Source organism: Mesorhizobium sp. LNHC221B00 (assembly GCF_000502935.1).
GTDB classification, from domain to species: Bacteria; Pseudomonadota; Alphaproteobacteria; order Rhizobiales; family Rhizobiaceae; genus Mesorhizobium; species Mesorhizobium opportunistum.
This window is the reverse complement of record NZ_AYWR01000017.1, coordinates 104415-116428: the sequence shown is the minus strand read 5'-3', so window position 1 is coordinate 116428 and position 12014 is coordinate 104415. Positions and strand designations below refer to the sequence as shown.

Sequence of the window (12014 nt, the reverse complement as noted above, 5' to 3'; positions counted from 1 at the left end):
GATTTAGAACGGCGGGTTGCGCGTTCAAGAGGGCGCTTAGGAAAATTTTCAGGCAAGATCCGACGTAGGGGGGATGGGCAGGAGGAACGCACTCGGTTCTTCCGCTGGCGAATTCCTCGTCAGCGGAAGACCCCTGGTATTCCTGAAAGGCGGCATTCGCTCAAAGTCGATCTACCAATGCTGTGAATCCGGCGGCAGCGATGTCGAGGTCATGACTGCGACTGGCGGGAAGCGTCTCGCATTGATCCAATTGGCGCAACGCATCCATGATGGCATCGAAGCTAACGGGTTCGGTGACCCCGGGCGGCATGCGCAGCGCCGGCATCGATTCCACTGCACAGGCATCCGATGCCCATGATGACAGGATTGCACGCTTCTCCTGGACGTCCAGCGTCTCGTCGATCAGCACGTCCTGAGGTCGCTCGAAATGCCGTGCCGGATGCAGCAACCGGTCAAGAAAAACATCAGGGGCTTCGGGCCCGACTGGGGCAAAACTCGTCGAAATGGCTCTTTCCATCGGTGGTCCCTCCGCTTTCAATAGGCTCCTCTGTTGACATCATCTTGGTGGCTCTCGTGATTTCCACCGGCTGAAATTTTGGAGAGTTTCGACCAAATTTCAATATTCCCGCAAGGGCACCACCTTCGTGGTTCAACACCATAAAGGTTCGAGACGGGGCGAAGCAGAAAGAAACAGGTTTTTGTTAATTTAACATTTTCGGGCGCGGCTCAGAATGGTGGCAGGCCAAAGGCGGAAGGCTACCAAACACCGATGTCGGGTGACTAGGCCCGCGACCCGCCCCACGTCTCGCGGCATCCGAGGGCAATCCCATGAAAAGTGTGACACGGTTTTCCCGGGAAAGCGCGTAGCGCTTTCCCTTGGGAATTGCGTGAAAGCAACGGGATAGAGCGGTCTGTCGTTTCCGTGAAACGGTGAAACGGCTTTAGAATCGATCGTTCACCGCTGTGAACCGGGCATGTGCGAATAGGAGCGATGGGTTGCGCTCCAGCCGCACGACAGTGGGAGGCTTTGCGTGAATCCTCTGGCCTTCGGCGAAGGCCAGAGCGAAAGATTTCAACGTGAAAGAGTAGGTGCGCTCCTCGTCATGTTCAACAATTCGCACCAACCACTCACCGTCGGCCTCAATCACTTCAATACGCGTTGCCAGAGGGCCTCCATAACTGGCCAGATAACCATCAACGTTGCGCTGGGGAACAGGCACTGGTTTCCTCCCGATGTAGCGAGACATGCATCTATGCCAATCAAGATATCGGGTGGGCTGAAATAAACTATGACATAGCTCACACGGGTTCGGCGGACACGGGCAATGGCATGCCAACGAGCCCCGAAGGTGAAGCGCCGGTCGGCGCGGCATTGCCTGAAAGCCCGCGCCGACCTTGGCGGTGAGTTGGGATACCGCCGCAATCCAGAATTAGGCGATTCTAATTGATCGCAATATTACGCGAACGCAGAAGGTGGCCAAGGGATGCTATCAGGGTCGTAATTTCGAGGTGAGAGGACGCACTCAGGGGCCGACGATGCTTTATAGAGGAAGCCGCCCGTTTCAGAGGCTCGGAACTGTAGCGGGTCCACACATAAAACAACTTCAACGATGGTTGGCGGAGAGAGCGGGATTCGAACCCGCGTTACGGTCTCCCGTAAACACACTTTCCAGGCGTGCGCCTTCAACCACTCGGCCACCTCTCCGTCCTTGCATGTCGCGCCGGCCGGTTTCGCCGCGCGGGTTGGGGAGATGCATCTCCCTTGGGGCTGCGATGCGGAACGTCCGCAATGGACGCCGCCCAACCAGCGGACGTCCTTCCCCTGCACCTGAGCCGTCGAAGCAACAGGCGCGGGGCTCATCTAGTCGATCCCGCGCCGAATGCCAAGCCATAACGGCAGTCTATTCGCTTTGCCGGCGACATGGGATTTCGCGGGCCGCCGGCAGATCCGCTTTTGAAGCGCCGCCCCCCGAATGATGTGCACAGCCAGGACCGCGGGGCGGCCGTGCTTGACTTTGCCTCGAACCAGCTGTCGAGTGACCGGGAGGCTTTGCGGGGGCACCGGCCGGACATGACGTCAAACAGCGGAATTCCGGGCAACGCGCCGGACAATGACAAGGCGCCGTCCGGGCGCCCAGGCAATAGTCCGCGCAACGGCCCAGATAGCGGATTGTCCTTCGTCCCGGTAGCATGGCTCATCTTCGTCATGGCGTGGTCGGTCTATGGCCTGGCGTCATCCTGGTGGCTGTTCGGGAATTCCGGCCTGCCGGACGACATCTTCTATTTCCTCATGGGCGGGCTCATCGTCGACGTCGTCACGATCCTGTGGGGGCTTTACCTGCTCGGCCTCGCCTTTGGCCGCTCAGCGCGCTTCCCGCGCCACTTCATCATCTGGCAGGCCGTCATCATCATCTGGTCGCTGGCGAGGCAAGCCTATGTGCTTGCCTCGCCGAGGTTTGTTTTCTCCGCCGAGAACCTGGCCATCACCGGCGCCGAGATCGCCATCGGCCTGCTTTGCATCTACCTGCTGCGCCGTGGCTCCGGCGCCGAAACCGTCTATGCCAAGCCGGAGACCGAAGCGCCGTCGGTCTTCGTTTCGATTGTCGCGGCCGTGCTCGGCATCATCCTCGGCGCCGTCATCGGCGCCCTCGGCGGTTTTTTCGCCGGCTCGGTGATTGCCGATGTCGCCGAAGTAAGCTGCTTCGAGGGCGGCTGCGGATATTTCGCCGTGTTCATCGGTCTGGCCGGACTGGTGGTCGGCGCCATCGCCGGCGGCATTCTCGCTGTCTGGCTCGTTCACCGGCGCAGGCGCAAGCCAGCCGTACAGGGGCCGGTCGCATAGGGTCAGCCGCATCGCATGGGGCCAGCCGCATCGCATAGGGAGAGAATGCGCGAGCCTTCAAATTCGCGTATCGTGATTGCGGACCAGCCATACCCACTCTATTTCTCGTTTTCGGGACACGTGCCGGCGATCGGTTGGAAAGCGTCCAGGGTCGACCGGGGGAGAGCTTGATGTTTCGTTTCGTCTTTCGGCTTGCGGCCATGGTCGCGCTGTCGGTTTCCGTCATCATGGCGGTGCTCGACGCGACACGCACGGTGGCCGCCTCGGCGCTTGTGCTGACCCCGCTCAACGCAAGCTGGCTGGCCGTCTCGCCGGACACGCGGGCGGCCTTCGAAACCTTCGTCCGCGCCAAGGCGGGTCCGTTGCTGTGGGACGGCGCCATCGCCTGGGTGCTCAACCAGCCGGGATTTGCGGTGTTCGCGGTGCTGGCCTTCCTGCTTTACGCCATCAGCTACAGGCGGCAGCGGCGCACGGGGCAGTTCGCCGCCAACTGATCGATTTCCTGCTCCCTGCCCAGCGACGGGCCACCTTCCAACGGCTTGCGCGCAAGGATCGGACTGCGGCGCGGCTCGCCCGTGGCACGCTTTTCCAAAAGGTCAAAATTCCACGTGAATTTTGTTTCAGGCCGTGCCAGATTGCCCGGGAGCGGGAGGGGAATACACTCCTGGCTGACGTCGCATGCCTGCCGGTGAACCGGGCAGGCAAGCGGTGCGTAACGGAAAAAATAACCGACAGGGTGTGGATCACATGAAACGTATCGTTCTCGGCCTCCTGGCCGCAACCGCAATGGTTCTTCCGGCTTTCGCCGCGGATGTGCAGCCGGCCATCCTTTATGATCTCGGCGGCAAGTTCGACAAATCCTTCAATGAGGCAGCCTATCACGGCGCCGAGAAATTCAAGACCGAGACCGGAACCGCCTATGTCGAGTTCGAGGTCTCCAACGCTTCGCAGCGCGAGCAGGCGCTGCGCCGCTTCGCCGAGGACGGCCGCAACCCGATCGTCATGGCCGGCTTTGCCTGGGAGGATGCGCTGAAGGTGGTCGCCAAGGAATATCCTGACCTCAACTTCGCCATCATCGACGATGCCGTCGATCTGCCCAATGTCCGCTCGCTTGTCTTCAAGGAGAATGAAGGCTCCTATCTCGTCGGCATCCTGGCGGCGATGGCCTCGAAGACCAAGAAGGTCAGCTTTATCGGCGGCATGGACATCCCGCTGATCCGCAAGTTCGAATGCGGCTATGTCGGCGGCGCCAAGTCGGCGGGAGCGACCGACGTCATCCAGAACATGACCGGTGACACGCCGGCGGCCTGGAACGACCCGGCCAAGGGCGGCGAGATCGCCAAGACGCAGATCGACCAAGGCTCCGACGTGGTCTACGCCGCGGCCGGCGGTACCGGCGTCGGCGTGCTGCAGGCGGCGGCGGATGCCGGCAAGCTGGGCATCGGCGTCGATTCCAACCAGAACGGCCTGCAGCCAGGCAAAGTGCTGACCTCGATGATGAAGCGCGTCGACGTTGCCGTCTACACCGCCTTCATGGACGGCAAGAACGGCACCTTCAAGGGTGGCTTGCAAAATCTCGGCCTCAAGGAAGGCGGCGTCGACTACGCCCTGGACGACGACAACAAGGCGCTGGTGACCGACGAGATGAAGGCGGCGGTCGAAAAGGCCAAGGCCGACATCATCGCCGGCAAGCTCGAAGTGCACGACTACACCGCCGACAACGCCTGCCCCTATTGATCGGTAGGCACCAGGTTTCGAACCGCCGGGTGAAAGCCCGGCGGTTTTGTTTTTTGGAGGGATCTCGAAGGACGCTGAAGATTGGCGAAGGTCTCGGCGATATCCGATCTCCCCCCTTGCGGGGGAGATGCCTGGCAAGGCAGAGGGGGGTGCTGTCCCTCGGCCTAACAGCCAATTCACCGTTATTCAGAAGTCATTCAGGTTGGCGATCCTTCACACCCCCCTCTGGCCTGCCGGCCATTTCCCCCGCATGGGGGGAGATGGCAGTTCCGGCGTTGCGGGTCCTTATTCGCAAGAATCTTATTTGATTGGCTCGCAGGTCAGGGCAGAAGTGCGCTACCCGTCGACCAAAGCCCAGCGAGATAGCCAAGCGCGAAAACCGCGATCAGCACGATGGCGATGATAGCCCCGCGCCGGCCGCCAAGCGAATGCACGCCGACGCCATGGGGACGATGCTCCAGCTTGCTGATCACCGGCGTCGGCTTCGCCCCGTCCTGGCCGACCACACGCATCTGCGGCAGTTCGGCGATGCGTTGCGTCACCAGCGCCCAGTGATTGGCGCCACCCGGCTTTTCGGCACGGTCGAACATATGCATGCGTTCGGCAAGCTGCACCACCGCGTCGCGGAAGGCGGGGTCGATTTCCAGATCGCGCTCGGCCCGTTCGCGCTCCGCGTCGTTCATAAGGCCAAGCACATAGTCACCGGCCCTTGCGATGCGGTCGCTCATGATTGCACCCTCCCCTTTTTCCTCACCAATGCGGCGGCTTGGTCACCGGCACGTCGGGTGCGGACTGCTCCTCCAGCGCCAGGAAACGGTCGGTCAGCGCGTCGAGCTTGCGCTGCATGCGCTCGATCACCTTCCACTGCTCGGCAATCTGGCCTGACAGTTCCTCGATGGTCTTCTCTTGCTCGGCGGCGCGAATTTCCAGCGTCGTCAGCCGGTCGGCGGGCATGGTCATTGGCAATCCCTGGCTTTCATCAAGATGCTGATTTCGGCTCGTCATATTAGCGAATATGAAGGCCAGGGACACGTTGGAAATTGACAAGCGCACCGGGATTTGCCGAGAGTGGACGCCGCTCCGGCCGATTGGCATGGGCCGAGCGTCATGCTAGGCATTTTGACCAAGCGATAAAAAAATAAGAGTGGGACTGGCTGCATGGCGCAAGCCGCGATCGAACTGATTGGCATCAACAAGAGCTTTGGCGCCGTACGCGCCAACCGCGACATCAACCTGGAGATCGCGCGCGGCACCATCCACGGCATCGTCGGCGAAAACGGCGCCGGCAAATCGACGCTGATGTCGATCCTCTATGGCTTCTACCAGGCCGACAGCGGCGAGATCCACGTTGGCGGCAAGCTGGCATCGATCAAGACGCCCAACGATGCGATCGCGCTCGGCATCGGCATGGTGCACCAGCATTTCATGCTGGTCGACAATTTCTCGGTGCTGGAAAACATCATCCTCGGCGCCGAAACCAACGCCTTGCTGAAGAGCAGCATCGCCAAGGCGCGTTCCGAGCTGGAGCGGCTCGAGCGCGAATACGGGCTCGAAGTCGATCCCGACGCCATCATCGAGGAACTGCCGGTCGGCCTGCAGCAGCGTGTCGAAATCCTCAAGGCGCTCTATCGCGGCGCCGATATCCTGATCCTCGACGAACCGACGGGCGTGCTCACGCCGGCCGAGGCCGACCATCTCTTCCGTATCCTCAAGCAGTTGAAGGAACAGGGCAAGACGGTGGTGCTGATCACCCACAAGCTGCGCGAGATCATGGCCATCACCGACACGGTGTCGGTGATGCGCCAGGGCACGATGGTCGCGACCCGCGAGACCAAGAAAACCACCGTCGGGGAACTGGCCGAACTGATGGTCGGCCGGCGCGTGCTGCTCCGGGTCGAGAAGGGCGAGGCGGAAGCCGGCGGCGTCAAGCTCGCGGTCAAGAACCTGACGGTCAAGGATTCCCGCGGCGTCACCATGGTCGACGACATCTCCTTCGATGTGCGCGCCGGCGAAATCGTCGGCATCGCCGGTGTCGCCGGCAACGGACAATCCGAACTGCTCGAGGCGATTTCCGGCATCAGGCGCGCCGTTTCAGGTTCTGTCATGCTCGACGGCACGCCGATCGACCTGACGGGTGCCGCCGATCCGGGCGAACTGCGCGACCGGGGCTTGGCCCATGTGCCGGAGGATCGCCACCATGTCGGGCTGGTGCTGGCCTTCGAGGAGAACGAGAATTCGATCCTCGGCTATCACGACGATCCGCGCTATCTCAAAGGGCCGCTGCTCAACATCGAGGCCATCATCGCCGATGCCAAGGACAAGATCGAGAAATACGACATCCGCCCCGGCAATCCGCGCCTGAAGACCGCCAATTTCTCCGGCGGCAACCAGCAGAAGATCGTGCTCGCGCGGGAGATGGAACAGGACCCCGGTGTGCTGATCGTCGGCCAGCCGACGCGCGGCGTCGACGTCGGCGCCATCGAATTCATCCACAAGCGCCTGATCGCCATGCGCGACCAGGGCAAGGCCGTGCTGGTGGTGTCGGTCGAGCTCGACGAGATCCGTTCGCTCTCCGACCGCATCCTGGTGATGTTTGCCGGCCGCATCGTCGGCGAGCGCGGCCCCGAGGCGACCGAAGGCGAGCTTGGCCTGCTGATGGCGGGCGTCGAGCGCCAGGAGGCTGCCGAATGAGCACGCCTTATGCCAAGCTGCCGGCCTGGGCCGACTACGGGCTGATCCCGCTGATCAACCTTGCGGTGGCTTTCATCGTCGCCGGCTTCGTCGTGCTTCTGGTCGGCGAAAATCCGTTCCGCGCCGCAATCATCCTGGTCGAGGGCGCCTTCGGCAAGGGAACAGGCATCGCCTTCACCCTCTTCTATGCCACCACATTCATCTTCACCGGGCTTTCGGTTGCGGTGGCGGCGCATTGCGGCCTGTTCAACATCGGCACCGAGGGGCAGGCCTATATCGCCGGCCTCGGCATCGCCATCGTCTGTCTGCCCTTGGACAGCGTATTCCCGTGGTGGCTGACATTTCCGCTGGCGATCGTCGCTTCGGCGCTTGTGGGCGCGTTGTGGGCGCTGATTCCCGCCTATCTGCAGGCCAGGCGCGGGTCCCACATCGTCATCACCACCATCATGTTCAACTTCATCGCCGCCTCCATCATGGTCTACCTGCTGGTCGGCCCCTTGAAGCCGGCGGCCTCGCAAGCACCGCAGACGCGCAACTTCCTCGCCGGCGCCGAATTGCCGAAGCTCAACTGGATCATCGAACTGTTCGGCGCCAAGATCCGCTCGGCGCCGCTCAACGTCACCTTCCTGCTGGCGCTGGTCATGGCCTTCCTGGTCTGGCTGCTGATCTGGCGTACCAAGCTCGGCTACGAAATGCGCACCTATGGCCACAGCCCGAAGGCGGCGCGCTATGCCGGCATTTCGGAGACCCGCATCATCATCACCGCCATGATGATCTCGGGCGCGCTCGCCGGCATGATGGCGCTCAATCCGGTGATGGGCGACCAGCACAATGTCGCGATCGACTTCGTTTCCGGCGCCGGCTTCGTCGGCATCGCCGTGGCGCTGATGGGGCGCCTGCATCCGGTCGGCATCGTGCTGGCGGCGATCCTGTTCGGCATGCTTTACCAGGGCGGCGCCGAACTCGCCTTCGAGATGCCTGCGATCAGCCGCGACATGATCGTCATCATCCAGGGGTTGGTGATCCTGTTCGCTGGCGCGCTGGAGCACATGTTCAGGCCATACATCCAGGCGCTGTTCGCCTCGTTCAGTCCGGGATCGGTCGGGATGGAAGCGGTCAAGGGAAAGGGTGCCTGAGATGGATGTCTTTATCGCCATCGTGCAGATACTTGACTCGACCATCCGCCTGTCGGTGCCGCTGCTGCTGGCCTGCCTCGCCGGCCTTTATTCCGAGCGTGCCGGCATCTTCGACATCGGCCTCGAGGGCAAGATGCTGGTCGGCGCTTTCGCCGGCGCCGCCGCCGCTTCCGTGTTCCATTCGGCCCTTCTCGGCCTCGGCATGGCCATCCTGATCTCGGTCGCCTTCGCGCTGGTGCACGGCTTCGCCTCGATTACACACCGCGGCAACCAGATCGTCTCCGGCGTGGCTATCAATTTCATCGCCGCCGGATCGACCATCATCCTCGGCCAGGCCTGGTTCCAGCAAGGCGGGCGCACGCCGGCACTTGGACCTGGCGAGCGGTTCGACGCGATCATCTGGCCCGGCGCCGAGGCGGTTCGCGGTGTGCCGATCATCGGCCCAATCTACGCGGAACTGATCTCCGGCCATTCGATTCTTGTCTATCTTGCTTTCCTGATGGTGCCGTTCACCTGGTGGGTGCTGTTTCGCACCCGGTTTGGCCTCAGGCTGCGCGCGGTCGGCGAAAACCCGGCCGCCGTCGACACCGCCGGCATCTCGGTCGCCTGGCTGCGTTACCGCGCGCTGATCTGCACCGGCATCCTCACCGGCGTTGCCGGCGCCTACCTGTCGATGGTGCAGAATGGCGGCTTCGTGAAGGACATGACCGCCGGCAAGGGCTACATCGCGCTGGCCGCGCTGATCTTCGCCAAATGGAAGCCGGTCAACGCCATGTTCGCTTGCCTTCTGTTTGGCTTCCTCGACGCGGCGGCAATCCGCCTGCAGGGATCACCGCTGCCCTTGATCGGCAAGGTGCCGGTGCAGTTCATGCAGGCGCTGCCCTATATCCTCACCGTCATCCTGCTTGCCGGCTTCATCGGCAAGGCGATCCCGCCGCGCGCCGGCGGCGTGCCCTATGTCAAGGAACGCTGAGACCGCACCAGCGGGAAATCGCAGCGGTCGAAATCGGCACCGGCTTTTTGAACAAGATCATGGGAGAGAAGTACTGAAATGTCGCATGATCTGTTCGAGGCGGCCAGGGCCGCCATGGCCAAGGCCTATGCTCCCTACTCGAAGTTTCCGGTGGGTGCGGCCTTGCGCACCGAGGACGGGCGTGTCTTCACCGGCGCCAACATCGAGGTCGCCTCCTATCCCGAAGGCTGGTGCGCCGAGACCACCGCGCTGGGCCATTACATCATGGGCGGCGGCGGCAAGATCGTCGAAATCGCCGTCCTTGCCGAGCGCATGGCCAAATGCTCGCCTTGCGGCGGCTGCCGCCAGCGGCTAGCCGAATTCTGCCGACCGGAAACCAAACTCTATCTCTGCGACAATACCGGCGTCGCCGAGACCGTGACCATGGGCGACATGCTGCCCTACGGTTTTCGCGGCGATATTCTCAAGTGAAAGATCGGCTCCAATGAAGGGCAGGCAGGAATGATCGAAAAGGCCGTGGATCGTCTTATCGAAAGGCTGGACGGCTTGGCACCGACCACGGCGCTGGTGCTGGGGTCGGGCCTCGGCGGCTTGGTCGACCGGATCGAGAACCCGATCCGTGTCTCCTATGCCGACCTGCCCGGCTTCCCCAGAAGCGGCGTCAGCGGCCATGCCGGCGAAGTGGTGGCCGGGCTGTTTGCCGGCACGCCGGTGCTGATGCTGTCCGGCCGTGCTCACTATTACGAGCATGGCAATGCTGCGGCGATGCGACCGGTGCTGGAAGTGCTTGCCGGCATCGGCATCACCAAACTGATCCTCACCAACGCCGCCGGCTCGGTCGATCCCGAGATGCTGCCGGGCTCGGTCATGCTGATATCGGACCACATCAACTTCTCCGGCACCAATCCGCTGATCGGCGAGCCGAGCGACCGCCGCTTCGTCGGTCTCACCGAAGCCTACGATGCCGGCATCCGCAAAGCGATTGAACAGGCCGCGAAGGCAACCGGCACGGCGCTGCACAAGGGCGTCTATATGTGGTTTTCCGGCCCATGCTTCGAAACACCGGCCGAGATCCGCATGGCGCGCATCATGGGCGCCAACGCTGTCGGCATGTCGACCGTGCCTGAGGTCATTCTCGCCCGTTTCCTTGGCCTGCGCGTCGCCGCTTGCTCGGTCATCACCAATCTGGCGGCCGGCATGACCGGAGCCGAGCTTTCGCACCAGGAGACCAAGGACATGGCACCGGTCGGCGGGTCGCGGCTGGCGACGGTCCTGCAGCGTGTGTTCCGCGACGGACTGCTGGAGAACTGATGCTTCCACAGGAAATCATCCGCCACAAGCGCGACGGCCAGAGGCTGCCGGCCCGTGAAATTGCCGCCTTCATCGACGGCGTGACGTCGGGCGCCGTCACCGATGGCCAGGTCGCGGCTTTCGCCATGGCGGTGTTCTTCAACGGCATGAACCGCGACGAGGCCGTGGCGTTGACGCTGGCCATGCGCGATTCCGGCGACGTGCTCGATTGGTCGGATCTGCCGGGGCCCGTCACCGACAAGCATTCGACGGGCGGCGTCGGCGACAATGTCTCGCTGATGCTGGCGCCGATCGTTGCCGCCTGCGGCGCCTATGTACCGATGATATCGGGTCGTGGCCTCGGCCATACCGGCGGCACACTGGACAAGATGGATGCCATCCCCGGCTATGCCAGCCAGCCCGACATCGCGCTGTTTCGCAAGGCGGTGCTGGAAACGGGTTGCGCCATCATCGGCCAGACCGCCGATCTCGCGCCGGCGGACCGCCGGCTTTACGCCATTCGCGACGTCACCGGAACCGTGGAATCGGTGCCGCTGATCACCGCCTCGATCCTGTCGAAAAAGCTGGCCGCGGGCCTCGGCTCGCTGGTGCTCGACGTCAAGGTCGGCAACGGCGCCTTCATGGAGAAGTCGCGCGACGCGACGGCACTCGCCAACAGCCTGGTCGAGGTCGCCAGCGGCGCAGGACTGAAGGTCTCGGCCTTGATCACCGGCATGAACGAACCGCTGGCGTCCGCCGCCGGCAATGCCGTCGAGGTGCGCAACGCCGTCGATTTCCTGACCGGCCGTTTTCGCGACCGGCGGCTGGAGGATGTGACGCTGGCGCTGGCGGCCGAAATGCTGCAGTCGGCGGGACTGGCATCGTCCAACCAGGACGGCATGCGGCGCGCCACGGAGACGCTTGTCAGCGGCCGCGCCGCCGCCACCTTCGCGCGCATGGTGTCGGTGCTCGGCGGCCCCGCCGATTTCATCGAGAGGCCGGAAAAATACCTGGCCGAGGCAGCAACCGAATTTGCAGTCAAGGCAACGACCGGCGGCTTCGTCACCGGCATCGCCACCCGCGACATCGGCCTGGCGGTGGTTGGCCTTGGCGGCGGGCGCACGCGCCCGGACGACAAGATCGACCCGGCGGTCGGCATCACCAGGCTGCTGCCCATCGGCGCCGAGGTCGGTGCAGGCGAGCCGCTGGCGCTGGTGCATGCCCGCTCGCAGTCCGATGCCGAGGCCGCGGCCGCGGCCGTGCTTTCAGCCTACACGATCGGGGCTTCGAAACCACCGGCGGATAAAACCGTCATGCGGCGGATTCTGGCGCACGGTTGACCGGA

At 63.2% G+C, this 12014-nt stretch carries 13 protein-coding genes and 1 tRNA gene; 9 read left to right on the top strand and 5 right to left on the bottom strand.

Annotated features, from left to right (window positions below):
- Window positions 1–160 precede the first annotated feature (160 nt).
- From X741_RS145305 to X741_RS145315, 3 genes are all read right to left on the bottom strand, one after another.
- Window positions 161–517: a hypothetical protein gene (locus tag X741_RS145305; protein ID WP_023779302.1), complete on the bottom strand. Its 357-nt coding sequence runs from the start codon at window positions 515–517 to the stop codon at window positions 161–163.
- Between the two features lie 424 nt (window positions 518–941).
- Entirely contained in the window at window positions 942–1247 is a 306-nt protein-coding gene (locus X741_RS145310; RefSeq protein ID WP_245272762.1) for a hypothetical protein, read from the bottom strand.
- Window positions 1248–1615: 368 nt separating this feature from the next.
- Window positions 1616–1705, bottom strand: a tRNA-Ser gene (locus X741_RS145315).
- A gap of 366 nt (window positions 1706–2071) precedes the next feature.
- Here X741_RS145315 and X741_RS0135515 point away from each other — a divergent pair.
- From X741_RS0135515 to X741_RS145325, 3 genes are all read left to right on the top strand, one after another.
- Complete coding sequence (locus tag X741_RS0135515; RefSeq protein WP_245272761.1) at window positions 2072–2842, top strand: DUF2569 domain-containing protein; 771 nt, start codon at window positions 2072–2074, stop codon at window positions 2840–2842.
- Between the two features lie 170 nt (window positions 2843–3012).
- Entirely contained in the window at window positions 3013–3336 is a 324-nt protein-coding gene (locus X741_RS145320) for a hypothetical protein (protein WP_023779299.1), read from the top strand.
- Between the two features lie 253 nt (window positions 3337–3589).
- Window positions 3590–4579, top strand: a complete 990-nt coding sequence (locus X741_RS145325) for a BMP family ABC transporter substrate-binding protein (protein WP_023779298.1) — start codon at window positions 3590–3592, stop codon at window positions 4577–4579.
- A gap of 320 nt (window positions 4580–4899) precedes the next feature.
- Here the strand turns inward: X741_RS145325 and X741_RS145330 are convergent, their stop codons facing one another.
- Entirely contained in the window at window positions 4900–5307 is a 408-nt protein-coding gene (locus X741_RS145330; protein WP_023779297.1) for a hypothetical protein, read from the bottom strand.
- Window positions 5308–5329: 22 nt separating this feature from the next.
- Window positions 5330–5539: a SlyX family protein gene (locus X741_RS145335; protein ID WP_013893045.1), complete on the bottom strand. Its 210-nt coding sequence runs from the start codon at window positions 5537–5539 to the stop codon at window positions 5330–5332.
- Window positions 5540–5737: 198 nt separating this feature from the next.
- Between X741_RS145335 and X741_RS145340 the strand changes: the two genes are divergently transcribed.
- The 6 genes from X741_RS145340 (at window position 5738) to deoA (ending at window position 12009) form a co-directional block, all read left to right on the top strand.
- Window positions 5738–7270, top strand: a complete 1533-nt coding sequence (locus tag X741_RS145340) for an ABC transporter ATP-binding protein (protein WP_013893044.1) — start codon at window positions 5738–5740, stop codon at window positions 7268–7270.
- Window positions 7267–8406 (top strand): ABC transporter permease, encoded by a 1140-nt coding sequence (locus X741_RS145345; protein ID WP_023779296.1) that lies wholly within the window; start codon window positions 7267–7269, stop codon window positions 8404–8406. The genes X741_RS145340 and X741_RS145345 overlap by 4 nt, the downstream gene beginning before the upstream one ends.
- 1 nt (window position 8407) lies before the next feature.
- The gene (locus tag X741_RS145350; protein WP_013893042.1) at window positions 8408–9379 is read left to right on the top strand and encodes an ABC transporter permease; all 972 of its coding nucleotides are present in this window, start codon (window positions 8408–8410) and stop codon (window positions 9377–9379) included.
- Window positions 9380–9457: 78 nt separating this feature from the next.
- On the top strand, window positions 9458–9850 hold the full coding sequence (gene cdd / locus X741_RS145355) for a cytidine deaminase (RefSeq protein ID WP_023779295.1): 393 nt from the start codon (window positions 9458–9460) through the stop codon (window positions 9848–9850).
- A 30-nt stretch (window positions 9851–9880) separates the two neighbouring features.
- Window positions 9881–10690 (top strand): purine-nucleoside phosphorylase, encoded by an 810-nt coding sequence (locus X741_RS145360; protein ID WP_023779294.1) that lies wholly within the window; start codon window positions 9881–9883, stop codon window positions 10688–10690.
- Window positions 10690–12009 (top strand): thymidine phosphorylase, encoded by a 1320-nt coding sequence (deoA, locus tag X741_RS145365; protein ID WP_023779293.1) that lies wholly within the window; start codon window positions 10690–10692, stop codon window positions 12007–12009. Before X741_RS145360 ends, deoA begins: the two co-directional genes overlap by 1 nt.
- The last annotated feature ends 5 nt before the right edge of the window (window positions 12010–12014 follow it).

What these genes read in the sequence shown, in the direction of transcription:
- X741_RS145305 (WP_023779302.1), bottom strand. Translation starts at nt 517, where the DNA reads ATGGAAAGAGCCATTTCGACGAGTTTTGCCCCAGTCGGGCCCGAAGCC.
- X741_RS145310 (WP_245272762.1), bottom strand. Translation starts at nt 1,247, where the DNA reads ATGTCTCGCTACATCGGGAGGAAACCAGTGCCTGTTCCCCAGCGCAAC.
- X741_RS0135515 (WP_245272761.1), top strand. Translation starts at nt 2,072, where the DNA reads ATGACGTCAAACAGCGGAATTCCGGGCAACGCGCCGGACAATGACAAG.
- X741_RS145320 (WP_023779299.1), top strand. Translation starts at nt 3,013, where the DNA reads ATGTTTCGTTTCGTCTTTCGGCTTGCGGCCATGGTCGCGCTGTCGGTT.
- X741_RS145325 (WP_023779298.1), top strand. Translation starts at nt 3,590, where the DNA reads ATGAAACGTATCGTTCTCGGCCTCCTGGCCGCAACCGCAATGGTTCTT.
- X741_RS145330 (WP_023779297.1), bottom strand. Translation starts at nt 5,307, where the DNA reads ATGAGCGACCGCATCGCAAGGGCCGGTGACTATGTGCTTGGCCTTATG.
- X741_RS145335 (WP_013893045.1), bottom strand. Translation starts at nt 5,539, where the DNA reads ATGACCATGCCCGCCGACCGGCTGACGACGCTGGAAATTCGCGCCGCC.
- X741_RS145340 (WP_013893044.1), top strand. Translation starts at nt 5,738, where the DNA reads ATGGCGCAAGCCGCGATCGAACTGATTGGCATCAACAAGAGCTTTGGC.
- X741_RS145345 (WP_023779296.1), top strand. Translation starts at nt 7,267, where the DNA reads ATGAGCACGCCTTATGCCAAGCTGCCGGCCTGGGCCGACTACGGGCTG.
- X741_RS145350 (WP_013893042.1), top strand. Translation starts at nt 8,408, where the DNA reads ATGGATGTCTTTATCGCCATCGTGCAGATACTTGACTCGACCATCCGC.
- cdd (WP_023779295.1), top strand. Translation starts at nt 9,458, where the DNA reads ATGTCGCATGATCTGTTCGAGGCGGCCAGGGCCGCCATGGCCAAGGCC.
- X741_RS145360 (WP_023779294.1), top strand. Translation starts at nt 9,881, where the DNA reads ATGATCGAAAAGGCCGTGGATCGTCTTATCGAAAGGCTGGACGGCTTG.
- deoA (WP_023779293.1), top strand. Translation starts at nt 10,690, where the DNA reads ATGCTTCCACAGGAAATCATCCGCCACAAGCGCGACGGCCAGAGGCTG.